Origin of the sequence: Burkholderia sp. JPY481 (genome assembly GCF_038900515.1) — a bacterium.
In the GTDB taxonomy this organism is placed as follows: Bacteria; Pseudomonadota; Gammaproteobacteria; order Burkholderiales; family Burkholderiaceae; genus Paraburkholderia; species Paraburkholderia youngii.
Window position 1 is genome coordinate 373,117 of the sequence record NZ_JAYMRT010000001.1, and the last position, 26,932, is coordinate 400,048.

At 65.3% G+C, this 26,932-nt stretch carries 26 protein-coding genes and 1 pseudogene; 11 read left to right on the forward strand and 16 right to left on the reverse strand.

Annotation, left to right across the window (positions count from 1 at the left end):
* Positions 1-80 precede the first annotated feature (80 nt).
* On the reverse strand, positions 81-548 hold the full coding sequence (locus tag VSR82_RS01735; RefSeq protein ID WP_429459157.1) for a DUF2946 domain-containing protein: 468 nt from the start codon (positions 546-548) through the stop codon (positions 81-83).
* 207 nt (positions 549-755) lie between these two features.
* Here VSR82_RS01735 and VSR82_RS01740 point away from each other — a divergent pair, with 207 nt between their 5' ends.
* Positions 756-2,105 carry a TAXI family TRAP transporter solute-binding subunit gene (locus VSR82_RS01740; RefSeq protein WP_429459155.1) on the forward strand — a complete coding sequence of 450 codons (1,350 nt, stop codon included), beginning with the start codon at positions 756-758 and terminating at the stop codon, positions 2,103-2,105.
* 27 nt (positions 2,106-2,132) lie between these two features.
* On the opposite strand, the gene VSR82_RS01745 is transcribed toward VSR82_RS01740, so the two are convergent.
* The 6 genes from VSR82_RS01745 to VSR82_RS01770 all read right to left on the reverse strand — a co-directional run bounded on the left by VSR82_RS01745 (position 2,133) and on the right by VSR82_RS01770 (position 7,756).
* Positions 2,133-3,047, reverse strand: a complete 915-nt coding sequence (locus VSR82_RS01745; protein WP_368624180.1) for a ProQ/FinO family protein — start codon at positions 3,045-3,047, stop codon at positions 2,133-2,135.
* A 91-nt stretch (positions 3,048-3,138) separates the two neighbouring features.
* A complete protein-coding gene (locus VSR82_RS01750; protein ID WP_368586968.1) occupies positions 3,139-4,503 on the reverse strand; it encodes an ATP-binding protein in 1,365 nt (454 codons plus the stop codon).
* Positions 4,500-5,162 carry a response regulator gene (locus VSR82_RS01755; RefSeq protein WP_368586969.1) on the reverse strand — a complete coding sequence of 221 codons (663 nt, stop codon included), beginning with the start codon at positions 5,160-5,162 and terminating at the stop codon, positions 4,500-4,502. The genes VSR82_RS01750 and VSR82_RS01755 overlap by 4 nt, the downstream gene beginning before the upstream one ends.
* 128 nt (positions 5,163-5,290) lie before the next feature.
* Positions 5,291-6,124: a hopanoid biosynthesis-associated protein HpnK gene (gene hpnK, locus VSR82_RS01760; protein ID WP_429459152.1), complete on the reverse strand. Its 834-nt coding sequence runs from the start codon at positions 6,122-6,124 to the stop codon at positions 5,291-5,293.
* Complete coding sequence (gene hpnI / locus VSR82_RS01765; RefSeq protein WP_368586971.1) at positions 6,121-7,386, reverse strand: bacteriohopanetetrol glucosamine biosynthesis glycosyltransferase HpnI; 1,266 nt, start codon at positions 7,384-7,386, stop codon at positions 6,121-6,123. The genes hpnK and hpnI (VSR82_RS01765) overlap by 4 nt, the downstream gene beginning before the upstream one ends.
* A gap of 19 nt (positions 7,387-7,405) precedes the next feature.
* Positions 7,406-7,756: a hypothetical protein gene (locus tag VSR82_RS01770; protein WP_368586972.1), complete on the reverse strand. Its 351-nt coding sequence runs from the start codon at positions 7,754-7,756 to the stop codon at positions 7,406-7,408.
* 382 nt (positions 7,757-8,138) lie between these two features.
* On the opposite strand from VSR82_RS01770, the gene VSR82_RS01775 reads away from it, so the two are divergent.
* Together VSR82_RS01775 and VSR82_RS01780 are read left to right on the forward strand one after the other, a co-directional pair.
* Entirely contained in the window at positions 8,139-8,798 is a 660-nt protein-coding gene (locus VSR82_RS01775; protein ID WP_429459149.1) for a response regulator, read from the forward strand.
* Positions 8,795-10,198, forward strand: a complete 1,404-nt coding sequence (locus VSR82_RS01780) for an ATP-binding protein (RefSeq protein WP_429459147.1) — start codon at positions 8,795-8,797, stop codon at positions 10,196-10,198. The genes VSR82_RS01775 and VSR82_RS01780 overlap by 4 nt, the downstream gene beginning before the upstream one ends.
* A gap of 60 nt (positions 10,199-10,258) precedes the next feature.
* On the opposite strand, the gene VSR82_RS01785 is transcribed toward VSR82_RS01780, so the two are convergent.
* From VSR82_RS01785 to VSR82_RS01805, 5 genes are all read right to left on the reverse strand, one after another.
* On the reverse strand, positions 10,259-11,320 hold the full coding sequence (locus VSR82_RS01785) for a lysylphosphatidylglycerol synthase domain-containing protein (RefSeq protein ID WP_368586974.1): 1,062 nt from the start codon (positions 11,318-11,320) through the stop codon (positions 10,259-10,261).
* 211 nt (positions 11,321-11,531) lie between these two features.
* Positions 11,532-12,692 (reverse strand): bacteriohopanetetrol glucosamine biosynthesis glycosyltransferase HpnI, encoded by a 1,161-nt coding sequence (hpnI, locus tag VSR82_RS01790; protein ID WP_498857460.1) that lies wholly within the window; start codon positions 12,690-12,692, stop codon positions 11,532-11,534.
* Positions 12,689-14,110: a hopanoid biosynthesis associated radical SAM protein HpnJ gene (hpnJ, locus tag VSR82_RS01795; protein WP_429459141.1), complete on the reverse strand. Its 1,422-nt coding sequence runs from the start codon at positions 14,108-14,110 to the stop codon at positions 12,689-12,691. The genes hpnI (VSR82_RS01790) and hpnJ overlap by 4 nt, the downstream gene beginning before the upstream one ends.
* A gap of 379 nt (positions 14,111-14,489) precedes the next feature.
* Entirely contained in the window at positions 14,490-14,900 is a 411-nt protein-coding gene (locus VSR82_RS01800; protein WP_429459139.1) for a hypothetical protein, read from the reverse strand.
* A 36-nt stretch (positions 14,901-14,936) separates the two neighbouring features.
* Positions 14,937-15,140 (reverse strand): cold-shock protein, encoded by a 204-nt coding sequence (locus tag VSR82_RS01805; protein ID WP_007181784.1) that lies wholly within the window; start codon positions 15,138-15,140, stop codon positions 14,937-14,939.
* Positions 15,141-15,410: 270 nt separating this feature from the next.
* On the opposite strand from VSR82_RS01805, the gene VSR82_RS01810 reads away from it, so the two are divergent.
* Entirely contained in the window at positions 15,411-16,856 is a 1,446-nt protein-coding gene (locus VSR82_RS01810) for an NAD-dependent succinate-semialdehyde dehydrogenase (RefSeq protein WP_410848019.1), read from the forward strand.
* A gap of 121 nt (positions 16,857-16,977) precedes the next feature.
* Positions 16,978-17,598, forward strand: a complete 621-nt coding sequence (locus VSR82_RS01815; RefSeq protein WP_410848018.1) for a GNAT family N-acetyltransferase — start codon at positions 16,978-16,980, stop codon at positions 17,596-17,598.
* Positions 17,599-17,647: 49 nt separating this feature from the next.
* Here VSR82_RS01815 and kdgT read toward each other — a convergent pair whose 3' ends face one another.
* A complete protein-coding gene (kdgT, locus tag VSR82_RS01820; protein WP_368586980.1) occupies positions 17,648-18,652 on the reverse strand; it encodes a 2-keto-3-deoxygluconate transporter in 1,005 nt (334 codons plus the stop codon).
* 289 nt (positions 18,653-18,941) lie between these two features.
* Between kdgT and kduI the strand changes: the two genes are divergently transcribed.
* The 5 genes from kduI (at position 18,942) to VSR82_RS01845 (ending at position 22,948) form a co-directional block, all read left to right on the forward strand.
* Positions 18,942-19,778: a 5-dehydro-4-deoxy-D-glucuronate isomerase gene (gene kduI, locus VSR82_RS01825; protein WP_429459134.1), complete on the forward strand. Its 837-nt coding sequence runs from the start codon at positions 18,942-18,944 to the stop codon at positions 19,776-19,778.
* A 21-nt stretch (positions 19,779-19,799) separates the two neighbouring features.
* Positions 19,800-20,555, forward strand: coding sequence for a 2-dehydro-3-deoxy-D-gluconate 5-dehydrogenase KduD (gene kduD, locus VSR82_RS01830; protein ID WP_498857461.1), 756 nt, complete (start codon positions 19,800-19,802; stop codon positions 20,553-20,555).
* Positions 20,556-20,666: 111 nt separating this feature from the next.
* The gene (gene kdgR, locus VSR82_RS01835; protein WP_498857462.1) at positions 20,667-21,533 is read left to right on the forward strand and encodes a DNA-binding transcriptional regulator KdgR; all 867 of its coding nucleotides are present in this window, start codon (positions 20,667-20,669) and stop codon (positions 21,531-21,533) included.
* Between the two features lie 707 nt (positions 21,534-22,240).
* Positions 22,241-22,624 carry a hypothetical protein gene (locus tag VSR82_RS01840; protein WP_429459128.1) on the forward strand — a complete coding sequence of 128 codons (384 nt, stop codon included), beginning with the start codon at positions 22,241-22,243 and terminating at the stop codon, positions 22,622-22,624.
* A gap of 75 nt (positions 22,625-22,699) precedes the next feature.
* Positions 22,700-22,948 carry a hypothetical protein gene (locus tag VSR82_RS01845; RefSeq protein ID WP_026228520.1) on the forward strand — a complete coding sequence of 83 codons (249 nt, stop codon included), beginning with the start codon at positions 22,700-22,702 and terminating at the stop codon, positions 22,946-22,948.
* Between the two features lie 45 nt (positions 22,949-22,993).
* On the opposite strand, the gene VSR82_RS01850 is transcribed toward VSR82_RS01845, so the two are convergent.
* The gene (locus tag VSR82_RS01850) at positions 22,994-24,376 is read right to left on the reverse strand and encodes an MFS transporter (RefSeq protein WP_429461870.1); all 1,383 of its coding nucleotides are present in this window, start codon (positions 24,374-24,376) and stop codon (positions 22,994-22,996) included.
* Positions 24,377-24,469: 93 nt separating this feature from the next.
* A pseudogene (locus VSR82_RS01855) lies at positions 24,470-24,637 on the reverse strand (SDR family oxidoreductase); the annotation flags it as partial.
* A gap of 104 nt (positions 24,638-24,741) precedes the next feature.
* Here VSR82_RS01855 and VSR82_RS01860 point away from each other — a divergent pair.
* Positions 24,742-25,632, forward strand: coding sequence for a helix-turn-helix domain-containing protein (locus VSR82_RS01860; protein WP_368586986.1), 891 nt, complete (start codon positions 24,742-24,744; stop codon positions 25,630-25,632).
* Positions 25,633-25,667: 35 nt separating this feature from the next.
* Here the strand turns inward: VSR82_RS01860 and VSR82_RS01865 are convergent, their stop codons facing one another.
* Complete coding sequence (locus VSR82_RS01865) at positions 25,668-26,858, reverse strand: 4-hydroxybenzoate 3-monooxygenase (protein WP_498857463.1); 1,191 nt, start codon at positions 26,856-26,858, stop codon at positions 25,668-25,670.
* Between the last annotated feature and the right edge of the window lie 74 nt (positions 26,859-26,932).

Genomic DNA, 26,932 nt, shown 5'->3' on the forward strand with positions numbered 1-26,932 from the left:
GAGGCCGGCGCGCGCCGTCGGACGGACGCGCGCGAGCAAGCGCGATGCACGTCGGCGCATCGCGTCGTAAGGGATTCGGATCAGGAAGCGGAAGGTGGTGCGCGGGGCTGCGCGAAGGTCAGCGGTTCGACACGGCGCACGCTGTCAAAGCGCGTCGCGGCCGTATGCTGGCGCGCGCGCACTGCGGCGACGAACAGCATGCCGACGCTCGGCATCACCGGAAGATGCGCGAGCAGGCTGCAATAGCCGCAGGCATCGCCGGACATCTGCGCGTGCTTGTCCGTGGGATTACCGGCGTCGGCGCTGTCGTCGGCATTGTCGGGCGGGTTGGCGGTGGTCTGGGTGGCCTCGGGCGTGCCGTCCTGCATTCGCATGCCCGGCATCGACACCATGTCGTCCATCGACGCCATCCGGCAATGCTCGCCCGTCATCGCGTCGGCGTGGCGGTGGGCGGCTAGCGTCTGCGAGATCGTCGGCGCGAGCGTCGTCAGCAGGATCGCGAGCAATCCCAGCCAGCTGCCGATCTTCCGATGCCGACGATTCAACATGCGCCCTGCGCCACGCCGCGAGTTGTGTTGTCCACTACTGCCAGACCGCGATTTGCGGCAAATTATGCCATGTACGTCATTATTCTTCGGCCGCGGCCGGCGGGCTCCGTCGAGCGCCGTGCGCCCGGTCAATAGAACGAACCGTCACGGCAAAGCCGCCCCGCACAGGCGACAATGCCTGCTCCCGGCTTCAGGCACGGAGTCTTCATGAAAGCGCACCGTCCGCGTCCTCCGCACTTTCCCGCCGAACTGACGCGCGCGGAATGGCGCGAGCACCTGCTGCCCTACTTCATCACGGCGCTGCTGGTCGCATTCGCGATCGTGCTGATCGTCTGGATCGCCAATCCGGCGCCGCCGCGCACGATCGCGATCAGCGCCGGTCCGCGCGACAGCTCGTTCGTCGTCACCGCGAACCAGTACCGCAAGATCCTCGCGCGCAACGGCATCCGCCTGAACGTGCTCGAATCCGATGGTTCCGTGCAGAACCTGCAGCGGCTGCTGGACCCGAAGCAGCACGTCGATATCGCGTTCGTGCAAGGCGGAGTGGCCCAAGGGCTGGATACGTCGTCGCTGGTGTCGCTCGGCAGCGTGTTCTATGTGCCGATCGTCGTGTTCTATCGTGGCGCGGCGCTCACGCAACTGGCGCAGCTCGAAGGCAAGCGGATCGCGATTGGCCGCGAAGGCAGCGGCACGCGGCTGCTCGCGCTGCAACTGCTCGCGGCGAACGGCATCGAGTCCGGCGGCGCGACGACGCTGGTGCCGAGCGACGGCCTGCAGGCCGCCACTCAGCTGGTCTCCGGCGAGGTCGACGCGGCGCTGCTGAGCGGCGATTCGGCAACGCGCGGCCTGATGCTGCGACTGTTGCGCGTACCCGGCATTTCGGTGATGAATTTCGACGAAGCCAGCGCCTATACGCGCGTGTTTCCGTTTCTCGACCAGATCGACCTGCCGCCCGGCGTGCTCGATCTGAAGCGGCGCATTCCGCCCGAGACCGTCCACCTGATCAGCCCGACGGTCGAACTCGTCGCGCGCAGCACGCTGCATCCGGCGATTTCGGATCTGCTGATCGAAGCGGCGCAGGAAGTGCATGGCGCCGCGGGCCTGTTGCAGCACGCCGGCCAGTTCCCGACGCCGGTCGAGCACGAATACCGGATCAGCGAAGATGCGCAGCGCTATTACCGGACCGGCAAGGGCTTTTTGTATCGGACGCTGCCATTCTGGCTCGCGAGCATCGGCGATCGCACACTGGTCCTTTTGTTGCCGGTCGCCGTGCTGCTGCTGCCCGCGATGCGGGTGATTCCGGCGCTGTACCGGTGGCGGGTGCGCTCACGCATCTATCGCTATTACGGTTCGCTGATCGCGATCGAGCGGCACGCGCTCGCCGGCGCAACCGACGAGGAGCGCACACAGCTACTGGGGCAACTGGACGAGATCGAGGCGGCGCTGAACCACCTGCGCATGCCGCTAGCGTATGCGGATGCGTTTTATGTGCTGCGGGAGCATGTGGGATTCGTGCGCAGCCGGCTGACGGCTGCGCCACCCGTCATGGCCTCGTGAGCGAGGCCGCGACGGGCGATGCCAGAGTTAGGCCTGGGAGGGAGTGGAAGCTTGGGATTCGGATTGTGCGCTGGTTTGCGTCGGGGTGTCCGCGCTGCCGGCGGCATTCGCCGCTACGGCTTCCGGTGCTGCGGCAGCGGCATCCGCTTGCGGAACCGCCTGTTGCGCGACTGGCGCTACCGCTGCTTCGGCCTGCGGCTCGTCGGCGGTCGCCGTCTCGGACGGTGACGATGTACCGGCACCCGTCTGTGCATTCGCGCTTGCCGTCGCCGCGGCGGCCTTCTGCGCGCCCTTCGCCGCGCGATGCGCGAGCAGGCGCTGCGCACCGGCCGCTTCTTGCGCCGTCACCTTGCCGGCTTCGACACCCGCCAGATCGACGCGCGCGGCGCCTTCGACGAGGCTCTTCCAGTAGCGCCCGCCACGGCACCACGTCTTGATCGCGTCGCGCAGTTCGGCTTCGGTCAGCGACAGCTCCTTCGCGTGCTCGACGAGGTCTTCGAAAACGCCGATCTTCAGCGGCAGCTTCGGTGCCGGATTCTTCGGGAAAGCGATCGGGAAGCGCTTTTGCAGACGACCGATCGAGCGCACCACCGGGTCCACCGGCTTGGCGTCCGCCGCCGCAGTCCTGGCGGGCCCGGCGCCCTCGGGTGCGGCGTGATGGGCGGGCTGCGGGCGGCCGGGTCGCGTGCCCGGCTTGCCGTCCGGCCGACCACCGGCCTTCGCGGCCGGCTTCCCACCGGGCCGGCCACCGGGTTTCGTGCCCGGATTGGCGCCACGCTCGGCGTTAGATCCAGGATGTGCCCCAGGATTTGAAGCGGGCTTGCCGGCGGACTTCGAAGCGGGGCGCGCAGCCGATTTGCGATCGGGCTTGCCGGCGCCCTCGGCGGCGGCTCGCGCCGCGGCCAGTTGCTTCTTCAGTTCAGCGAGTTGTTCGAAACCCATAGTGCACAACCAATCTGTCGATCTGTAAAAATGAGATTGTAGCAGCGTGCGCCTATATGCTTGTGACAACCGCTAGCCGCAATGACGATCGTTAATTCGCGGCCGTGACGGGCGCATCGGCGGCGGGCGCGTGCAGCCCGGTGACCGACACCCGCAAGCCCGGCGCGCCGACGTTGTTGCGCAGCGACAACCCTAGCTGATGCCGCTCGGCGATCCGCGCGACGATCGCGAGACCGAGCCCGCTGCCCTCGCCCTTCGACTCCTCGCCGCGATAGAAACGGTCAAACACGCGTTCGAGCTCCGCCTCCGGAATTCCTGAGCCGCTGTCGACGACCTCGAAGCCAACCTGCTCGCCCGTGCGCCGCAGCACCACGTCGACACGGCCGCCCCGCGGCGTATGACGAATCGCGTTGTTGATCAGATTCCCCAACAACACGCTGATACTGTGCGGCTCGGCGAGCACGGTGTAGGCGTCGTTCGGCGTGCGCGCCTGTTCGCATTCGAGGCCGAGATCGATCTCGCGCAGCTCCGCGAGCACCGAACAATCGCTGACTGCCTGCTCGCCGATGCGGCGCAAGCTCACCGGCACCGTCGAGGTGACCGGCTGTGCATCTTCGCGCGCGAGCGTCAGTAGTTGCTGCACGAGGTGGATGATCCGGTTCACCCGATTTTCGACACGCTCGAGCGTCTGCCCCTCGCCCTTCAGCGAGCCATCGCGCGACGCCGCCTGCAGTTGCAGCTTCAGCGCCGCGAGCGGCGAGCGCAGCTCGTGCGCGGCATCGGCGATGAACGTGCGCTGCGCCTGCGACGCCGTATGCAGCCGTTGCAGCAGATCGTTCAGCGCTTCGACGAGCGGCCGGATTTCGACCGGCACGTTGCCGTCGAGGCGCAGCGGTTCGAGCGAATCGATCGAACGCGTCGCGAGCGCGCGCGACAGCGCGCCGATCGGCGCGAGCCCGCGCGCGACTACCAGCAGCACGAGCGCGATCGTCACCGGCAGCAGCACGCCGAGCGGCCACAGCGTGTGCAGCGCAAGATGCAACGCGAGGTCCTCGCGCACCGAGACGGGCTGCGCGACCTGCACGTAGCGGTCTGGCTGCGCGACGCCGAAGATGCGCCAGTGGTACTCACCGCGCGGCACCGTGTGGAAGCCCGGCGCCAGACGCTCGAACATCGGCGCCTGCGCGGAGTGATAGATGAGCGTGCCGCTCTTGTCCCAGATCTCGATGACGATGCGGTCGTCGGCGAGATCGCCGAGGTCGGGGGGGCGACGCTCGCGCAGGCCCGCGCCGCTCAGCGACGACGGCAGCGACAGCGCGACGGTGCGCAGTTCGTAGTCGAACAGCTCGCTCGCCTCGCGCCGCGCGGTATGGAAGATCGCGAAAGCCGCGACCATCGACGCCGCCGCCATGCCGAAGATCAGCCAGCCGAGCAGCCAGCGGCGAATCGACCTCATCCGCACCTCTTCAGGCGGTAGCCGACCCCGCGCACGGTCACGATCTGGTCCGCGCCGATCTTGCGCCGCAGACTGTGCACATGCACTTCGATCGTGTTGCTGCCGACTTCCTCGCCCCAGCCGTACAGCTTTTCTTCGAGCTCGGCCTTCGTGAACACGCGGGTCGGCTCTTCGATCAGCGCCTGCAGCAGCGCGAATTCGCGCGGCACCAGCGCCAGCGGCACGCCTTCCTTGGTGACTTCATGCGCGGCGGGGTCGAGCGTCAGTTCGCCGTGGCTGTAGACCGGCTGCTTCTGGCCGGTGCGCCGACGCAGCAGCGCGCGAATGCGCGCGGCCAGTTCGTCGAGATCGAACGGCTTGATCAGGTAGTCGTCGGCGCCGGCGTCGAGACCGCGGATGCGTTCGTCGATCGCGTCGCGCGCGGTCAGGATGATGACCGGCGCCGCGCCGCCGTTGCGGCGATATGCGTTCAGCACGTCGATGCCGTCTTTTTTCGGCAGGCCGAGGTCGAGCAGCACGAGGTCGTACACGCCGTTATCGAGCGACAGTTCCGCCGCACGGCCGTCCTCGGCCCAGTCGATCGCGTAGCCGGCGCGGCGCATCGCGCCCAGCACCGATTCCGCGATCATGTCGTCGTCTTCGACCAGTAGCAGGCGCATGGCCTCTCCCCTCGTTCGTGCGGTTTTGGCCTCGGTATTATCGGCCGCGGCAGCTTAACGAACGCTTACGGGTTCTGAGGACGCGTCGAGCGGTTATCCGGGCTTTTTGCGTTTCGCGAAGCATGACGCTACGCAAGCACATCCGCGAACCCGCCGACTCGCGCGCCGAGCGCGCGGATCGCGGCGGCCACCTTTGGCGACAACAGCGCCTGCAACTCGTCGGCATGCCGGTAGTCGTGCATGCCCTCGCTCAGCGCGTCGCCGGCCAGCGCCGGATGACAGTAGATTTCGCCGACGCCATGCGGCAGATTCGCGAGTGCGGCGAGCCAGGTCGCCTCGTCCATCCGTCCGCTCGCCGCGATGCCGACCACGTAGTCGTTGTGCGCGATCCCCGCGCGCTCGAGCCGCGTCTTCACGTGCGCGATCCACGGCCGCAGCCACAGCGGCGCGTTCGCTTCGAACGGCAGACGCATCGCCGTCATGCCGTAGTCGCGGCCGATGTCGAGGATCAGGCCGAGCACGGTCGGATGCAGATGAAAATGCTTGTGCGTGTTCACGTGGTCGAGCGTGAGGCCGGTCGCGGCGAAGGCTTCGAATTGCGCGCGGATTTCGTACGCGAGTTGCCGGCGCACGTGCGGCAGAAAGAAGAAGCGCACACCGTCGCGCACCATGTTGCTGCTGAAGCGGCCGTTCTCGTCGAGCAGCGCGGCGACCTGCTCGCGCGGCGCCAGCGCGGCGCCGTCGGCCAGCACCAGATGCAGGCCCACCCGTAGTTCCGGGAGCGTATGCGCGCGCGCAACCGCGTCTTTGGCGGCCGGCGCGCCGACCATCAGACTCGTCGCGCGCAGCACGCCGTTGCGGTGCGCGCGCTCGACCGCGAGATTGACGCGCTGATGCAGGCCAAAATCGTCGGCGGTGATGATCAGTCCGCGCGGCTGGGCCGGCTTGCCGCGCGCTATCACGTGAGGCTGTCCAGCCGACCGCTGCGCTCGGCGGACGGCGTGCCGAGCTGCATGCGCTCGCCGCGCCACACGACGTGCGAACCGAACGCGCTGACGAGCCACTGGAGCGCGAGCAGCGTATCGCGCAACGGCACCAGCGGCAGATCGCGCCAGAACGTGCGCGCACGGCGCGCCGCACGCCAATGCAGCAGCAGGCGCGCGCCAACGCAAAGCGCGGTGGCCGACGCGCTCGCGACCACCGCCGCGAACGGCGCGTGAGCACACGATGCGAACGACACGGTCAGCCCGGCGCCCGTCAACATCCACGGCGTGGGGAAGGTGATCAGCAGCGACACGAAACCCGGCGGATTGACCGAGCGGATCGTGCGCAGCCAGCGCGTTTCGCGCTGCCACAGCGCCGCGAAGGTCGGCTCGATCACGTCGGTGGCGACCATCACGCGCGACAGCACCGTTTGCAGACCGAGTGCGCGCACGTGCTCGGCGAGCCAGTAGTCGTCGGCGAGGCAGTTTTTCAGCGCCTCGAAGCCGCCGATGCGCTCCAGCGTCGCGCGCCGCAACGCGAGGGTCGCGCCGAAACCGAAGCGCCGCGAGCCCATCGCGTGCGCGACTCGCACCGACGGCGCGAACCACTCGTTGATGAACAGCGCACCGACGCGCGGCCAGAAGCCGCCGACGCCGCGCGCGACGTACAGGCACGTAACCACGCCGACGCTCGGGTCCGCGAGAGGCGCGGCGACGCTGTCGAGATAGTCGGAGTCGACCGCGATGTCGCTGTCGGCGATCACGATCACGTCGTGGCGAGCACGTGCGGCCATGTTGATCAGGTTGCTGACTTTCAGATTGCTGCCGTGTACGCGCGTGTCGATAGCGAGTTCGATGTCGCACTTCGGATAGGCGGCCTGCAAACGGCGCACCACTGCGATGGCGGGATCGTGCGGCGACGAGACGCCGAGCACCAGCTGAAAATGCTGATGCCGCTGCTCGCAGAAGGTTCGCAGATTCTCGTACAGACGCGGCTCGGCGCCGCACAGCGGCTTCAGCACGCTGACACCGACCTGCGCGAACGGCCCGCATGGGTCATCGGGTGAACCCATTAGCGAACGGCTGAGCGCGCGATTGACTGCCCTGCCGCCATGATGGTTCGATTTATGCCGCGCGGTGAAAAACGGCATGGCGAGCGCGGCGGCTACCGTGTAGATCGAAGCGCTAACGCAGCCGGCTAACAGAAGCCATTGACATGCAATCAACGCGTGGGCCGCCATTGTGTGTCGTCCGTATCCGTCAGTGCTCGGCCAGCACGAACGGTTGCCCCGTTAGCCGCAGATGAAGCACGACGAGCCACCGGCGTGGACAGTTGGCTGAGATCACGGCCGGCCACGCGCCGCGAGCAGCGCGAATCGCGTAGTCGCGCCGCACCGCGAACTCGAACGCGACCTCGGAGAATTCGCGCGCGATCACGACGCCGCCGATGATCAGCGCGAGCGCGAACAGCCTGAACGATGCCGAGGCGAAAAAAGCGTCGGAGACCGGCAGTACAGGCAGCGCGATGCACAGCAGCGCTTCGGTGCCTGCGGCGGTCAGAGACGCGACTAGCAAATGGGCTCGTAGCATGTCGATGGTGACTCGCTTCATAACGTGCCTCGTGCGGGGCCTTGCAGCCTGACCAGATGCTGGCATTGGGCGGGACTCGTCGATACGTCCATTGACGCTATCGACCAGCATAAAGAATGCCTCGCGCGTCACTCCATCGAAGTCCTTACGATCAGATTGCGATGGTCTGACGACAACTTGGTCTCGCACATGCATCACGATCTGCGACGACCATTTTATAGCGCGTCGATGGTATCGATTCAAGCTGAAGGAAACCTTAAGCATCCGCATGGCATAAAGCGGCTAACGAACGGCGTGGTTACACTTCGGAACACCGCGGATTGTTCGTATAGACGGATCAATGTCGCTTGCATAAAAATGCAGGACCTTATGCAATAAATCCACACCTTGGAATATTTGCCTCATGCGCTTACTCCTCGTAGAAGACGACGAGCTCATCGGCTGCGGTGTCGAAGCGGGCCTTCGCCAGGCCGGCTTCACGGTCGACTGGGCCCGCGACGGCCACAAGGCCGGCCTCGCGCTCGACACGACTCAATATGCATTGGTGGTACTCGACCTCGGCCTGCCGCGCGTGAGCGGCACCGAGTTGCTCAAACGCATGCGCGACGCCGGCAATGACGTGCCGGTGCTGGTGTTGACCGCGAAAGGCACGGTCGTCGACCGCGTCGGCGGTCTCGAAGCGGGCGCCGACGACTATCTCGGCAAGCCGTTCGATCTCACCGAGCTGATCGCGCGGTGCCGTGCGCTGTTGCGCCGCGCACAAGGCCGCAGTATCAATCTGATTCGTTACCAGAATCTGACAGTGAATCCGGCCGCGCAAACGGTGCAGATCGACGAGGCGCGCGTGCCGCTGACATCGCGCGAATGGGCGATTCTGCTGCAACTGCTGACCAATCTCGGCATTCCGCAGTCGCGCTCGCGGCTCGAAGAAAGCCTGTACGGCTGGCAGGAGGAAATCGAAAGCAATGCGATCGAGGTGCATGTGTCGAACCTGCGCAAGAAGCTCGGCGCAAATCTGATCAAGACCGTGCGCAATATCGGCTACGTGATGGAGAAAGAATGATCGGTCCGTCGATCCGGCGGCGCCTCGTGCTGCTGGTGCTCGCGAGCATCGCGCTCGTCTGGGGCGGCGCGCTCGTGTCGAGCTACCGGCAGGCGACGCGCGAAGTCGGCCTATGGGAGGAAGCGCGCCTCGCCGAACTCGCGCAAGTGCTCGCGCTGCTCGATCCGGCCAATCTGATGACGCTCGCGAATGCGCGCATCGACGTGCGCGAAGAAGAGAAAAGCGCCGAAGCCGGCGCGAACAACTCCGATGACGACGACACGCTGCCGCGCGATGCGCTTTTCCAGGTGCGCACGGCCGACGGCGTCGTGCTGGCAGGCAGCCCGCAACTGCACGCGCTCGCCGCGTGGGATTTGCCGTTGCCGCCCGCGAGCGGCGCGCAAGACGTGATGCTCGTCGGCGAGCTGTATCACTCGTTCACGTTGCGCGAGACCGCACTCGGTCACAGCGTGCGTGTGTTCGAGCCGGCCAATACCCGCAGCGACCTGGTGAGCGAAATCGCGAGCCGCATCGCGCGGCCCACGCTGATCGCGCTGCCGGTGCTCGCGCTGCTCGTATGGTTCAGCATTGGCTGGAGCCTCGCACCGCTAAAAGTGCTTTCGGCCGCGCTCAGTTCTCGCGACATCAACCGCATGGAACCGGTCGGGATCGGCCGCACGCCGATCGAGGTGCGCCCGCTCGTCGATGCGATCAACCAGATGCTGGCGCGTCTGCAGCATGCTCTCGAACTCGAGCGCGCCTTCACCGCCGATGCCGCGCACGAACTGAAGTCGCCGCTCGCCGCGATCAAGGTGCAGGCGCAGGTCGCGCTCGCGGAGCCCGACATCGGGCTGCAGCGGCTCGCGATGGAGCGCGTCGTGCAAGGCGTCGATCGCAGCGCACGGCTCGCCGAGCAGTTGCTGCTGCTCGCGCGGCTCGACGTGCAGGAGAAGCTGCCCACCGAGCCGCTGAAGCCGGCCGCGATCGCGAAAGATGCGCTGCTCGCGAACCGGCGTAATGCGCAGCAGAAACACATCAACGTGATGCTGGTCGGCGACATGCTCGCCGAGATCGATGCGGAGCCGGTGCTGATCGGGATCCTGCTCGACAATCTGCTCGATAACGCGATCAAGTATGGGCGTGCGGGGGGCAACGTCGAAGTCGCGGTGCGCCATGCCGACGGGCACGTGCAACTGAGCGTGCGCGATGACGGCCCCGGCGTCGCGCCGGACGATCTCGCGCGCCTGACGAACCGCTTTTTCCGCGCGACCGGCAATCAGGCGACCGGCAGCGGGCTCGGTTTGTCGATCGTTGCGCGGATCGCCGAGCATTTCGGCGCGCATCTGCAGCTGGGAGCGGGAATCGGGGGCCAGGGGCTGGCGGTGCAGTTGTCGTTTCCGGCCTATCGCGCGCCGCGCTGACGGCGCGCGGCGTTCGCGTCAAAGACGCGAGCGGGAAGCGGGGAACCGCGAGCCGATCGCTCAGCGCCGCTCGCCGCCGCGGTTCGCATCAGCGACGCCCGAACGCTGTTTGGCCAGCCCGGCGCCCACGCCGGGTGGCTTGGCATGCGGCCGCGCGTTGCCGGACGCCTCGAACAACTGCCACGCGATCAGGCCCGGCACGAACATCAGCAGGTCGCGAATGCGCCGCGCGGCGGCGAGCGCGAGACAGGTCGCGGGATCGAGTCCGAGTGCGCCGCCAATCAGTACGAAAGCGCCCTCCTGCACGCCAAGACCGCCCGGCACGAAGAACGCGGCGCTGCTGACCGCCTGGATCAGCGATTCGATCACGATCGCCTCGACGAGCGTCACGCGCGCGCCGAGGAAATACAGCGCGAGCCAGATTTCGAGCGAAGTCAGCACGCATTGCAGCGGCTGCCAGAAGAACAGATAGCGCAGCACGACCGCGCGGCGTCGCCAGATCACCTTGATCGACTGATCGATCTGCGCGGACTGGCCGACCAGCGCGGTCAGCTTGCCGCTCGTCATCCGGTTCGCCACGCGTGTGATGCGCTCGAACGGATTCGCATGCTGCACGAGCCCGAACAGCAACAGCAGCGGCGTCAACGCGACCACGCCCCAAGCGAGCTGCCCGGCGAGCCGCAGCGCGCCCGATTGCGCATTGGCGAACAGAAAGCCGATGCCGACCATCGTGAACATCAGCTGACTGATCAGCGTCAATTGCATGTCGACGATGGTGCTGGCGACCGCTGTCGATGGCCGGACGCCCCAGCGCTTGAACATGCGGAACGCCACGAGTTCGCCGCCGATCCGCGCGACCGGCAGCATGGAGTTGACCGATTCGCGCACCCATACCAGATGCATCATCCTGCCGAAGCTGGGGCGGTTCGCGCCGCGAATCAGCGAGCGCCAGTCGCACGCATTGGCGACCATTGGCAGCACGTGCGCCAACGCGGCCAGCACGAGGCCCGCGCCGGCCGCGCGCAACGCGCTGAGCACCGCGCGCGGATCTTCGCGCCAGACCAGCCACAAAGAGATCAGCAAACCCGCGAGCGCGGCCCCGCGGCCCAGATGCTTCATCATGCGCGCACCTCGCACGCGACCTCGATTGACCTGATGCGCCGCACGCCGCGTGCCGCGGCATGGGTGGCCGTATGGGTTGCCGAGTGCGCCGCCGCCTGAGGCGCCTGTGCCGCCTGTGCCGCCGGGCCGCTGCCGTGCGTCTCCAGGGCGGTGCCGTTTCGCCTGCTCGATACTTCTTCGCTCATTGACCGCCCAATCTGCCGTTCGTTCGTCATTCGTCCTGTGCCGCCGACAGCAGCCCGTCGCCGTCGACCTTGAAGCTGAAGCCCCGCCAGGTCACCCGCGACGAGCGGAAGCTCGCGACGAAAATCGCAAACGATACGATATCCCATAACGGCAGTAGCCACAGATCGCGGCAGCGCTGACGCAACGCCCGATCCGCGCGCCACTTCAACGCGACACGCGCGAGCACCGTCATTGCTGCGAGCAGCCACGCCCACGGCGCGCCGCCCGAGCACGCGAGCGCGAGCAGCGCGAACGGCAACGGATGCACGAGCGCGGTGCCGAGGTGTCCGAGCGGATCGATGCGGCGGATCGTGCGGCTCCAGCGCAGTTCGTGCGTCACGAGTTGCGCGGCGCTCGCTTCGACACAGGCATGCGCGATCGCGAACGGCGGAATCGTGACCTGCTCGCCCGCCGCGCGCACCGCCGCGCCGATTTCGTAGTCTTCGGCCAGATGCCGCACGAACGGCTTGAAGCCGCCGATCCGCTCGTAGGTGTCGCGCCGCATCGCGATGGTCTGGCCGAAGCACGGCCGCGCGAGCCCGAGCGCGAGTCCGGTGACGACGCCCGGCAGGAACTGGTAGTTGGTGGCGATCGCCGACAGCCGCGGCCAGAAACCCGGATCGGGCTGGCCGCGATACGCGCAGGTGACCAGCCCGACGCCCGGCTTCTGCAATTCGCCGATCACATTGCGCAGATAGTCGGGGCCGACGCACACGTCGCTATCGGCGAACACGAGCACGTCGTGGCGCGCCTGCGGCAGCATGTTGAGGATGTTGCTGATCTTGCGGTTCGGTCCGTACAGACGCGCATCGGTGACAACGGTGATGTCCGCCTGCGGATGCAGGCGCCGCAGTTCGTCGACGGTTTGCAGCGCGGGGTCGGCGGAGTCGTGCACGCCGAACAGGAATTGCACGGGCCCCGGATAATCCTGGGCGCAGAAGCTCGACAGATTATCGAGCAGCGCCCACTCGTTGCCGTGCAACGGTTTGATAACCGTAATGGGTGGAAAGCTGGAGGGAACGGCCACCGCTCTAGCGAAGAAGCGCCCGATCAGCGCGCTCGCGAGCACGGTGTAGCCGATGCCGACAACAGTCGCCGCCGCGCACGCGTACGCGAGCGTGACGGCGGCGATGTGTACGGCGCTCACGCCTCGTGCGCGCGCAGGAAGCGGAAAAATTCGACGCCTTCGCGCAGGCGCCGTTTCATCATGTCCCAGCTCGTCAGCATTTCGCGCAGGATCTCCCAGATCTTCGACGGCCGGAAATAAAAGCGCTTGTAGAAGTTCTCGAGCTGATGGTACATCTCGTCGCGCGACAGATGCGGGTAGCCGATCGCCGCCAGCTGCACGCCCTGCTTGCTGACGAGATTGATCACCTTGTTCTCCGCGAGCCAGCCGCTCTCGACCGCCTGGTTATAGAGCCGAGTGCCCGGATAAGGCGCGGCGAGCGACACCTGAATGGTCAGCGGATTGATCTCTTTCGCGTACTCGATGGTCTTCTGGATCGTTTCCTGCGTCTCGCCCGGCAAGCCGATAATGAAAGTGCCGTGCACCTTGATGCCGAGCGTGCGGCAGTCCTGCGCGAAGCGTCGCGCGATGTCCGTGCGCAGGCCCTTCTTGACGTTCAGCAGGATCTGGTCGTCGCCGGACTCGTAGCCGACCAGCAGCAGGCGCAGGCCGTTTTCCTTCATGATCTTCAGCGTCGAGTAAGGCACGTTGGCCTTCGCGTTGCACGACCACGTGACGCCCAGCTTGCCCATGCCTCGCGCAATTTCTTCGGCGCGCGGCTTGAAGTCGGTGAACGTGTCGTCGTCGAACATGATCTCCTTGACTTCGGGCATGTTGTCGCGAATCCACTTCACTTCCTCGAGCACGTTCTCGACCGAACGCACCCGATAGCGATGGCCGCCGACCGTTTGCGGCCACAGGCAGAACGTGCACTTCGAGCGGCAGCCGCGGCCGGTGTACAGCGACACGTACGGATGCTTCAGATAGCCGTTGAAGTAGTTCTTGATGGTCAGATCGCGCTTGTAGATCGGCGCGACGAAGGGCAGCTCGTCCATGTTCTCGAGGATCGGGCGCGCTTCGTTGTGTTCGATCGAGCCGTCGGGGGCGCGGTAGCTCAGGCCCAGGATCTGCGAGAACGGCTTGCCCTCGGAGATTTCCTTGCAGGTGTAGTCGAATTCCTCGCGGCAAACGAAGTCGATGGCCTCGGTCGCGATCAGCGAATTATGCGGATCGACCGCGACCTTCGCGCCGACCATGCCGATCAGCAGCGACGGCTTGCGCTTCTTGAGGTCCTCGGCGAACAGTGCGTCGGTCGGGAAGGATGGCGTGCTGGTGTGGATCACCACCAGCTCGTATTGCGAAGCGATGTCGAGCACGGCTTCGACGGACAGGCCGTCTGCCGTTGCGTCGAGCACGCGGCTGTCGGGAACGAGTGCGGCGGGTTGTGCGAGCCACGTCGGATACCAGAACGAGCGAACTTCACGCTTGGCCTGATAGCGCGAACCCGCACCACCATCGAAGCCGTCGTACGACGGCGCCTGCAAGAACAGAGTTTTCATGGATGCTCCAGCAAGCCTTTATAGGCGCTTTCAGTTTTCAGTCAGGAATCTATCTGTTCCATTGCCCGAATGCAGGTCGTGAAAGCCTGTGCTCGACCCGCACGTAGCGGCGGCCGCGGTCCGGAAAGGCCACGGGCAGTGGCGCAAATAGTACGGAGCAAAGCTGAAGGAAACCTGAAGAATAATACTGCGTTCGGACCGCCCGCGGCATGCTCCGATAGGTCGATTTGTGCAATCGACGCGCTCGTGTAACCGTGTCGCATGGATGTCGTTTCGGTGTGGTAAATGCATAGGTTGTCGCGTGGTTTGCGCGCTAGCCCACCGGCGCCTCCCATTCACATCACATTCACGCGCGCGGACGTTCGGCCCGACGCGTCGCCTAGTGCGCAAGATGCCTTGCCCATTCGAGCCAGCCGAGATTGAGGGCCGCGTTTACCACTACGCCCGTCGCCGACGCGAGAGCAGCGATCATGGTCCAGAAGGCCGAGCGCCGCGCCGCGCGCGCCGAAGTGTGCGCGGCGGCTGCCGCGTCACGCGACGCGCTCGCCGCCGCCTGCGCGATATGCGACGACGCTTCCATGCGCGCGAGCGACCTCAGCGCAAAACCGCGCTCGTCGTCGTGCGTGGCCGCGGCCGCGTCGTGCTCGGCTTCATCGCGCTGCGCCCGTTCGAACAGATAGCGATGACAGAACGGTGTAAGCGGTTCGTCGGGATAGCGCGCGGCGAAGGTTTTCGCATAGGCGGCGCCGCCATTGCGCTCGATCTCCGCGTAGGCGGCGTCCTTATCCATCGTTACCTCGCATGCGGATGAGCCGCGAGGCCGGCGTCACACGGGCTTTATATCTGCCGCCTGCTTGCCTTTCGGCCCCTGCTTGATTTCGAAGCTGACTTTCTGATTTTCTTGCAACGACTTGAAACCTTCGGATCGAATCTCCGAAAAATGCGCGAACAGATCTTCGCCGCCGTCATCGGGGGTAATGAAGCCGAAGCCCTTCGCGTCGTTGAACCATTTCACTGTTCCGGTTGGCATGGCGATGTCCTCGTGATGCGCTGTAGTAGCGGTTGAATGGGATTCACGCAGCGCTGACGCCGCGCCCCGGCGAGACCCGCAAAGTCGCTCCGGTGCCAAGCCTCAGCAAGCCGCATGCCACGAGCAGGCGCCCGAGAGCCGCGTCCGGTGCGATTGCCCGCAATCAGATAAGATAAATGGTATCGGCAATTCATTCATGGCCGCGTAGGTGTGTCGCCTCGTGCCGCACAACCGCGCGGCCAGTTGTTTTCCCTCTCACAGGAACCCAGCATGGCCATCTCGAGCTATACCGATACCCGTCTTCTGATCAACGGCGAATGGTGCGACGCCGCCAGCGGCAAGACCCTCGACGTGATCAACCCCGCGACCGGCCAGGCCATCGGCAAGGTCGCGCATGCCGGCATCCCCGATCTGGACCGCGCGCTCGAAGCCGCGCAGCGCGGCTTCGAAGCCTGGCGCAAGGTGCCGGCCAACGAACGCGCCACCATCATGCGCAAGGCTGCGGCTCTCGTGCGCGAGCGCGCCGCCGACATCGGCCGCCTGATGACGCAGGAACAGGGCAAGCCTTTCGCCGAGGCGCGCGTCGAAGTGCTGGCCGCCGCTGACATCATCGAATGGTTCGCGGATGAAGGCCGCCGCGTGTATGGCCGCATCGTGCCGTCGCGCAACCTCGCCGCGCAGTCGCAAGTGCTGAAGGAGCCGATCGGCCCGGTCGCCGCGTTCACGCCGTGGAATTTCCCGGTCAACCAGGTCGTGCGCAAGCTGTCGGCGTCGCTCGCCTGCGGCTGCTCGTTCCTCGTGAAGGCGCCGGAAGAAACCCCGGCGTCGCCGGCGGCCCTGCTGCAGGCGTTCGTCGAAGCCGGCGTGCCGCCCGGCACGGTCGGCCTCGTGTTCGGCGATCCGGCCGAAATCTCGAGCTACCTGATCCCGCATCCGGTGATCCGCAAGGTCACGTTCACCGGCTCGACGCCGGTCGGCAAGCAGCTCGCGGCGCTGGCCGGTTCGCACATGAAGCGCGCGACGATGGAACTCGGCGGCCACGCGCCGGTGATCGTCGCGGAAGACGCCGACGTCGCGCTCGCGGTCAAGGCAGCCGGCGCCGCGAAGTTCCGCAACGCGGGTCAGGTGTGCATCTCGCCGACGCGCTTCCTCGTGCACAACAGCATCCGCGAAGAGTTCGCCAACGCGCTCGTCAAGCACGCTGAAAGCCTGAAGCTCGGCGACGGTCTCGCCGAAGGCACGACGCTCGGGCCGCTCGCCAACGCGCGCCGTCTGAGCGCGATGGCCAAGGTCGTCGACGACGCTCGCAAGACCGGCGCGAAGGTCGCGACGGGCGGCGAGCGCGTCGGTACCGAAGGCAACTTCTTCGCGGCCACCGTGCTGACCGACGTGCCGCTCGAAGCCGACGTGTTCAACAACGAGCCGTTCGGCCCGGTCGCCGCGATCCGCGGCTTCGACAAGCTCGAAGAAGCGATCGCCGAAGCGAACCGTCTGCCGTACGGCCTCGCCGGTTACGCGTATACGAAGTCGTTCGCCAACGTGCATCTGCTGTCGCAGCGCATGGAAGTCGGCATGCTGTGGATCAACCAGCCCGCCACGCCGACGCCGGAAATGCCGTTCGGCGGCGTCAAGGATTCCGGCTACGGCTCGGAAGGCGGCCCGGAGGCGATGGAAGCCTACCTCGTCACCAAGGCTGTCACGGTGATGTCGGTTTAATCAAGCTAATCACGCGCTAGAGGAACGGCGCCGCGGGTTCGCCGGTCGCGTCGTTCCGTAGCCTGGATCAACCGATCTGCCAGGTCCACGAGTGTTCCGCTCGCGGACCTTTTTTATTGCCATGAACGATATCTCCGCCGAATCGATGCAACCCACGCTGAGCGGCTCGTTCGTCGAGCTGCGGCCGCTGCGCGAGGACCACGCGCAGGCGCTCGTCGACGCCGCCGCCGACGGGCAACTGTGGGACATGAAGCTGACCGTCGTGCCGGGCCCGGCGACGATCGATGCCTATATTGCCAGGGCGCTCGCCGGCCGCGCTGCGGCCAAGGTGATGCCGTTCGTGATCGTGCGGCGTGACGAGGAAGACGGGAATGACGGCGCCGGCCGCATCGTCGGCAGCACGCGGTTCTGGAAGATCGATCGCGCGAACCGCAAGCTGGAAATCGGCCATACGTGGCTCGCCGCCTCGGCGCAGCGCTCGGTCGTGAACACCGAGGCGAAGTATCTGCTGCTGTGCCACGCATTCGACGTGATGCGCTGCGTGCGCGTGCAATTCACGACCGACGAGCTCAACGACAGATCGCGCGCGGCGATCCTGCGCATCGGCGCGAAACAGGAAGGCATCGTGCGGCACGAGCGGATCATGCCCGATGGACGCAAGCGCAACTCGGTGCGCTTTAGCATCATCGACGACGAATGGCCCGAGGTGAAAGCGATGCTCGAAACGAAGCTGGCGCGCTGAGGGGCGCGCCAGCTTCCTGCTACTGACTCATTCAGACAGCTGCATCGCGCTACTCGTTGAGCGGCGCCGCCTGCGTCACCGTGGCGAACTCCTCGCGCAGTGTGCCGCGCGGTTGATGCCGGCGCACCCACAGCGCCGTGAGGATCGGCACCAGAATCGCGGTGACGAGGCAAGCGGTGGCGACCATGGCGGTTGCGGCCGGCACCAGCGGTTTGAAGCTCGGAATCATGTCGGCGATGATCGCCGGATTCGCGACCGCGGCCCCCGCCGTCGACGACGCGGCGAGCCCCGCCGCCCCATTGCCGCCGGCGATCCAGCGATCGGCGAGAATCAGCGGCACGCCGGTCACGACGATCACGCCGAGCCCCAGCACGATACCCGGCAAACCGCTCGTGACGATCACGTTCAGATCGATGCCGTTGCCGAGCGCAAAGCCGAAAAACGGAATCAGCGGATGCACACAGCGGCCGAACAGCTCGCGCAGCTCGCTATCGAAGTTGCCGAGCGCAAAGCCGATCAGAAACGGCAGCACCGCGCCGACGAACAGCCGCGGCTCGAAGAACGCCACACCCGTGGCGCCCAGAATGATCATGCTGATCAGCGGCCCCGATTCGACCGACATCAGCACGAACGCGCCCGCCTCTTCCTTCGTGCCGTACTGTTGCATCACGGCAGCGTAGAGACCGCCGTTGGTCATGTCCATCGAGGTCGTGATCGCGAGCAACGACAGCCCCGCGAAGAGCCCGGTCTTGATGCCGTCGATCGGAATGAAGCGCGCCGCGATCAACGTGACGATCCACGCGACCAGCATCTTGGTTGCGAGCAGCGTGCCCGACTTGCGCAGCACGGTGCCGGTTGCGCGCAGGTCGATCGTTGCGCCCATGCAGAAGAACCATACCGCCAGAATCGGCACGGTACCGGTAATCAGGCCGTTGGTGAAAGAGCCGAAATATTTGCCCGCGCCGGGCGCGAACGTGTGCACACAGGCGCCGAGCAGCAGCGGCACCAGCATCAGACCGCCTGGAATGCGGTCGATGGCCTTCTTGATTTTCATGCCTCCTCCATGGACGGTGACGTCCCGTTATCGGATCGATGACCCGTGTTGGTGTCCCGGTCTATGCCGGGCTCTCCCTGTCCGGCGCAATATAGCACCATGAAAGGAACGCCGTTCCGCTTTATTTAATAAGGCCGACTATCGTTTACCCGGCCGTTCGCGCCACGTGTTGTCAGCTGCGATCGCTCGCCGAAACATTTTCGGACCAGCGTTCCGAAATCGCGATTCTGCGTTACAGTCTCGGCACGAGGCGGCACCGCACCCCGCATACCGACAGGAGAACAATTCAATGGACGTGAGACAGGCCATCAACAGCGAATACGCGAAAACGCTCGACACTACCGGGCTGCGGCGCGAGTTTCTGGTCGAGCAGATCTTCGAGCGCGATGCGTTGAAGCTCACGTATAGCCACATCGACCGGATCATCGTCGGCGGCGTGTGGCCGGTCGAGCGCGCGGTCGAAGTATCGGGCTCGCTCGGCAAGGCGATCGGCGTCAACTATCTGCTCGAGCGGCGTGAACTCGGCGCGATCAACATCGGCGGCGACGGCTGGGTCGACGTCGACGGCACGCGTTACACGGTGCGCCGCGAAGAGGCGATCTATATCGGCAAAGGCGCGCAGGCGGTCGCGTTCGGCAGCGCCGACGCCAGCCAGCCGGCTAAGTTCTACCTGAACTGCGCGCCCGCGCACACCAGCTATCCGACCCGCACGATCTCGCTCGATCAGGCCTCGCCCGAAGCCCTGGGCGACGCGGCCACGAGCAACCGCCGCACCATCTACAAGTTCATCGTGCCCGACGTGCTGCCGACCTGTCAGCTGTCGATGGGCATGACGAAGCTCGAACCGGGCAGCCTGTGGAACACGATGCCCTGCCACACGCACGAGCGCCGCATGGAGGTGTATTTCTACTTCAACGTCGCCGACGACGCCGCCGTCTTCCACATGATGGGCGAGCCGCACGAAACACGGCATATCGTCGTGCGCAACGAGCAGGCGGTGATCTCGCCGAGCTGGTCGATTCATTCGGGTGTCGGCACGCGCGCGTACACGTTCATCTGGGGCATGGTCGGCGAGAACCAGATGTTCGGCGACATGGACCATCTCGCGGTTCGCGAACTGCGCTGAGCGAACATGAGCCCGACCACAATGAATACTTTCGATCTGAGCGGCAAGGTCGCCATCGTGACCGGCAGCAACACCGGCCTCGGCGCCGGCATGGCCGTCGCGCTCGCCGCGGCCGGCTGCGACATCGTCGGCGTCAGTCGTACGGACGCGGGCACGACCGCCGCGCGCGTCGAGGCGCTCGGACGCCGCTTCGCCGACGTGCGCGCCGATCTCGCGTCGAGCTCATCGGTCGACGACATCGTGCGCGCCGCGGTTGAAGCGTTCGGCCGCCTCGACGTGCTCGTCAACAACGCGGGCATCATCCGCCGCGAAGATGCGCTCGAGTTCGGCGAAGACGACTCGGACGCGGTGATGGACGTGAACCTGAAGAGCCTGTTCTTTCTGTCGCAGGCCGCGGCGCGTCAGTTCGTGCGGCAGCAACGCGGCGGCAAGATCATCAACGTCGCGTCGATGCTGTCGTTCCAGGGCGGCATCCGCGTCGCGTCGTACACCGCGTCGAAAAGCGGTGTGCTCGGTCTCACCCGGCTGCTCGCCAACGAATGGGCCGCGCATGGCATCAACGTGAACGCGATCGCGCCCGGCTATATGGCGACCGCAAACACCGCCGCGTTGCGCGACGACGCGCAGCGCAACGAAGAAATTCTCGGGCGCATTCCGGCCGGCCGCTGGGGCGTGCCCGAGGATCTCGCGGGGCCGGTGGTTTTTCTCGCCTCGTCGGCGTCGGACTACGTGCATGGGCATACACTGGCGGTGGATGGCGGCTGGCTCGCGCGCTAGCGACAGCACAAGCTCGCCACCAGCGCATGCGACGCGCTATGCTCTCGCGCCGGGTGAGCATCGGCTCGATGCGGCAGCGGCGCGGCTTGGCACAGACAGGGAATGACGGACATGGCGGCAACGGGAATACACAAAAGCACTGCGCGCGACAAAGCGCTCGACAAGGCGCTCGACGCGGACAGCGGTGAGCGAGGCGAATCGGCATCGTCGATCGGGCGCGTGTTCGCGATTCTCGGCGCGATCGGCGACACCGGGCAGATCGGCATCAGCGAGCTTTCGCAACGGCTCGGCATGTCGAAGACGACCGTGCATCGCGTGATTCAAACGCTGAAGGCGCTCGGCTACGTGACCCAGGAAGTCGAAACCGAGCGCTATCGGCTGACGATCCGCCTGTTCGAGCTCGGCGCGAAAGCGCTCGAAAGCGTCGATCTGGTACGCGAGGCCGACGTCGAAATGCGCCGTATCGGCCAGATGACGCGCGAAGCGGTACACCTCGGCGCATTCGACGACGACGCGATCATCTACATCCACAAGATCGATGCCGACTACGGGCTGCGCATGCAGTCGCGAATCGGCCGGCGCAATCCGTTGCATAGCACGGCGATCGGCAAGGTGCTGCTCGCATGGATGGACCCGGCCGATGCGCGTGAGGTGCTCTCGCACATCGAATTTCGCAAGTCGACGCAAAAAACCTTGACCTGTGCCGAAGCGGTGCTGAGCATCCTGCCGCACGTACGCGAGCAGGGCTACGGCGAGGACAACGAGGAGCAGGAAGAAGGCCTGCAATGCATCGCGGTGCCGGTCTTCGACCGCTTCGGCCGCGTGATCGCCGGTCTGTCGATTTCCTTTCCGACGATGCGTTGCGGCGCCGATACGAAGCAGCATTACGTCGCGCTGCTCAAGGAAGCCGGCCTCGCGATTTCGACGCGGCTCGGCTATCGCGAAGCGACCGCCCAGGAGCCCGCGGCCGCGCAATAAGTTGCGCACGCGCGCGCTGCGTGCGCGATGCTTTTTATCCACTCCACAGCAGCATAAGACAGGCTGATGACGCTACCGGTGTAGCGTCATTTCATCGTGCTCGCACGAATGCATGGCGAGCCCGATGACCCGTCTGCAACCGAATGTATCTGCGCGGCATAGATAAGGCGAAATTGCATTCGCTTCTTTTTTCAGCAATCGATGCGCCGAACCTTCGCTTCACATCCATGCATCGCCTGCCATTGAATGCGGTTTTTTTCATAGCCTCTTCAAGGGTTTGCCCGCACGCCTGACCATCGCGTGGCGTTTCGACATCTAACCGCAGGCGCTTCCCCTCCCCGTTCATCGCACTCGCATGCCCATGTCAATGCGACCTCCAATCGACACGTCCTGTTACACACAAACACATCGGTAATCGCGCCGCTCAGTAGAGTTCGGTTCAAACGAAAGCGATTCAGATAGAACGCTTCGCACGACAGGCACTCGCAGCACAGATTTCAGGGAGCAACATCATGAAAAAAATCCTCGCACTGGTCATTCTTGCCGCCACGCTCGGCGGCGCGTTGAGCGGCTGCATCGTCGTCCCTGGCGGCGATCATCCGCATCACGACCACTACTACGAACGCTATTGATCGGGCCATCACGCGCAGTAGGTGCGCGTCCGGCTCGCCACTCCACTACAGACATCCACACAACAGAGAACAATCATGAGTCTTTCACGCAACCGCTGGGTATCGTTGAGCGTCGTCGCGGGTCTTGCGATCGGCGCATCGACGGCCGCTTTCGCGCACGTCGACGTCGGCGTGAATATCGGGGTGCCGGGCATCGCAGTCGCGCCCGCCGTCGTTGAGGCTCCGCCGCCCCCGCCGGTCTATGTGCAGCCCGCGCCCGTGTATGCGCCTGCGCCGCCTGCGGTCGTGATCGCGCCGGGCTGGTACGGTGATCGTTACTACGATGGTCGTCGCTATTGGGAGCGTCGCGAGTGGGAACGTCACCACGACGAATGGCGCGATGCACGCGGCCCGCATCGCGACTGGCACGACAACGACTGGCACGACAACGGCTGGCACGGTCACGGGCATGACCATTGATGGAAGCCAGGTGGCGTTAATCGCGCCACCACGCCGCGCTTGCATTCGCGCCACCCCTTTGACAGGAGCGACGACGTGCTACGCAATGATCCGAGACGAGTAAGCGCACAGGTCGACGGTGCGCACATCTGCGCCGAATACAGCGAGCTGACCGGCCAGCTGTGCCTGCGCCAGGACGGCACGCTGGTGCGCGAATGGTTTCCACCGCATTCGTGGATAGCGATCGCGTCGGTGGCCGGCGCGCGCCACTGGGGCACGCGGCCGACCGACGACGAATTGCTCGCGCTACTGCACAACGAAATGGCGTTGCTGCGCGCGACCTAAGGTCTGCGGGTTGTCCGAGCATAGCGGCACGCCCGCCGCCGCACTTCACTCGATCGCTATGGCGCCGACGTTGTCATCGACCGATGCGCGATCGAGCGGCTCGCGCCGCATCATCAGCACCACCCCGCCCGCCGCGATCACGGCCGGCACCGCGAGCAGGCTGAACACCGCGCCGAACTGCCAGCCGAGCCCCATCAACGCAGCGCCGACGAGCGCGCCCGCCACGCCGCCGACCCGGCCGATTCCCAGCATCCACGCCACGCCCGTCGCACGCGCCCGGGTCGGGTAGAAGCTCGCCGCGAGCGCCGACATCGACGTGACCGCGCTGGTCGCGACCGTGCCGGTCAGGAAGATCAGCGTGCCGAGCCAGACCTGATGGCCGACGCCCCGCCCGACCAGCAGCACGAGCGCGCCAACGAGCACATACGTGAACGCGATCACCCGATGCCCGGCGAAGCGATCCATCACCCAGCCGACGCACAGATTGCCGAGGATGCCGCCAAGCGGAAACAGCGACGTCATCAACGCCGCCTTTTCACCGGAGAAGCCCGTGTCCTTGAACAGCGTCGGCAGCCAGTTGGTCAGCAGGTAGTAAATCAGCAGCCCCATGAAATAGGCGAGCCACAGCATCAGCGTGCCGAAACGGTAGCGCGCCGACAGGATGATCGCGAGCGCCCACTGCGAGCGCGACTCGCCGCTATTGCGGCGCACGTCGACCGCGAAGAAGCGGCATCCGTCGAAGCGGTCGTGCGGCGCGATGCGTTGCAGGATTCGCGCGATCCGTTGATCGGCCCGCTTGCGCACCGCGAGGAATTGCGCCGATTCCGGCAAGAGCAGGATCAGCAGCACGCTCAGCACGATCGGGCCGATGCCGCCCGCGACCAGCACGCTCGGCCAGCCGAAATGCGGAATCAGCCAGGCGGATGCGAAGCCACCGAGCGCGAGCCCGCCCGAAAAACCGCAGAACATCGCATTGACCGCGACCGCTCGGATCCTCGCGGGTGCGTACTCGGACATCAGCGTGACTGCGTTGGGCATCGCCGCGCCGAGTCCGAGGCCGGTGAAAAAGCGCAGCACGGTCAACGATTCGATCGACGTGGCGCGGGCCGCCGCGAGACTCCACAGCCCGAAGAAGAACACCGACAGCACCAGCACCGTCTTGCGTCCGATCCGGTCCGCGAACGGGCCGGCCGCGAGCGCGCCGATGCCGAGTCCCACCAGCGCCGCGCTCATCACCGGCCCGAGCGCACTGCGCGCGATGCCCCACTGCTGCACGAGCGACGGCGCGATAAAGCCGATCGCCGCGGTGTCGAAACCATCGGCTGCGACGACCAGAAAGCACAGCACCAGAATCGTCCACTGGAACGGCGAAAAACGCTCTCCGTCGATAAAGGACTGCACATCTACACTGCGTTCGGAGCGGCTCATGTGCGGGCTCCTTTCTGCCTGGTCATTGCTATGTCTCCTTGAGATGAAGAGGTGTTTTCTTGTTGTTCGAATTGCCTGATCGCCATCGACGCTCAGCACCGTGCCCGTGACATGGCTGGCTGCGTCCGACGCGAGAAAGCCGATCGCGTTGGCGATTACTTCGGAATGCGCAAGGCGCGTCATCGGCGTGCGCTTCTCGGGATCGGCATCGCGAGCCGGTCCAAGACGTCGATGAACTCGGCCATGCCGCGCGGACGGCATTCGGCCGCGTCTTCGATGGAAAAAAGTATAGCCACGCCCTTCGGGACGAAATTGGACAAAGGCAGCGCATCGCAGGACAATTCGAACATAGGAGACGACACTGCATGAGACATATCCCTAACTACGATCTGTATGGAGAGTCCGCGCGGCCGCCGTGGTACGACGCGTTCAATTTCGAATGGATCGTCGAGCGCAGCCGTCCCAACGACTGGCATATCTCCGCGCACCGGCACGATGCGTTGCTACAGATTCTCTATATCCGCAGCGGTTCGGGCTACGTGCTGATCGAAAGCGAAAAGCTCACGATCGAAGCGCCATGCCTGATCCTGCTTCCAGCACAAACGGTGCATGGTTTCGTGTTTTCGCCGGAGATCGACGGGCTCGTGATCACCGCCGCGCAGCGCGCGTTGGAGTCGATTTCGAAAGCGGTGTCGCCGGGCCTCATGCCGGTGCTGCAACGGCCCGCGCTGATTCCCGTGCGGCCCGCCATCGGCGAGCGCACGTTGATGCCGTTGTTCGGTTTGCTGGAGCAGGAATTTCGCGGCAGCGCGCGCGGCCATATCGCCGCGGGCATGTCGCTGATGATTGCACTTTTTGTGCAGGTCGCACGTTTGACCGATGCCGCGTTAAGCGCGGGTGCGAGCGTCAATGACCGGCGCGCCGCGCAGATCAAACGGCTACGCGAACTGATCGCCGCCCATGTGCGCGAGCATCTGCCAATCGATTTTTACGCGGGAAAATTGGGGGTGACCGCGGCGCAGCTGGGCCGTATCTGTCGTGAGGAACTTGGCCATTCGCCGCTGTCGCTCGTCAACGACCAGTTGATACGCGAGGCGCAACGCGATCTGGTGTACTCGGGTTCGAGTATCAAACAGATCGCGCATGCGCTCGGTTTCGAAGATGCGGCCTATTTCAGCCGCTATTTCCGCAAGCAGACCGGTGTCACGCCCAAGGAGTTTCAGGCGGCCGCGCATCGGGATCTGTCGATCAATTAGCGATCCCGATGACCGCGCGGTGCTTGCAGTGGCATTTACAGATACGCCTGCATCTGCGCGCCGGCGGCGCCGACGTAGTTCTCCGCCAGTACCGTCGCGGCCGTGCGCGACGTCGTCACGTACTCCAACTCGGCAATCTGCAACTGCTGCTCGAACGCCGAAGCGCCTTCGATACGATGCAGCATGCTGGTCATCCAGTACGAGAAGTGCTCGGCGCGCCAGATGCGCTTAAGCGCGGTTTCGCTATAACGGTCGAGCAAATCCGTGCGGTTTTCCTTGTAGAACGCGTCGAGCGCCTTGCTGAGCACGTTCACGTCGGCGACCGCGAGGTTCAGGCCCTTCGCGCCGGTCGGCGGCACGATATGCGCGGCGTCGCCAGCGAGGAACAGGCGGCCGTACTGCATCGTCGTCGATACGAAGCTGCGCATACCGACGATATTCTTCTGGAAGATCTTGCCGTCGATGATCTTGTGGCCTTCATCCGAATCGGCGCGCGCATGCAGTTCCGCCCAGATGCGATCGTCGGACCAATTGTCGACCGAGTCCTTCGGATCGCACTGGAAATACATGCGCTGCACGTTCGGCGAGCGCGTGCTGATCAGCGCAAAGCCGCGCTCGTGGCGCGCGTAGATCAGTTCGTCCGACGACGGCGGGCCTTCGCACAGAATACCGAACCAGCCAAACGGATAGACACGCTCGAAATCCTTGCGCAGCGCCTGCGGAATCGCCTGACGCGACACGCCTTGCGAGCCGTCGCAGCCGATCACGAAGTCGCATTGCAGTTCGTGCTCCGCGCCTTCGTGGCGATAGCGGATCGACGGCTTATCGGTATCGATGCCGTGCACCGACGTATCCGACACGCCGAAACGCAGTTCGGCGCCCGCGGCGACGCGCGCCGCGACGAGATCCTTGATCACTTCGTGCTGGGCATAAACCGTGATCGCCTGACCGGTGAGGTCGGTCAGATCGATGCGGCGGCGCTTGCCGTCGAACGCGAGTTCGAAACCGTGATGCAGCGCGCCTTCGGCTTTCATGCGTTCGCCGACACCGGTCTGCGTCAGCAGGTCCATCGTGCCCTGCTCGAGCACGCCGGCGCGAATCGTCGATTCGATCTGATCGCGGGTGCGCGTTTCGAGCACGACCGAGTCGATACCGCGCAGATGAAGCAGATGGGAAAGAAACAGACCAGCAGGGCCAGCACCGATGATGCCAACTTGGGTGCGCATAGATGTCTCCTGAAATGCGGGGATGAAATTTGCGCCCAGTGTGACGATCGTGACGCCTATCCCGCAATGCGATA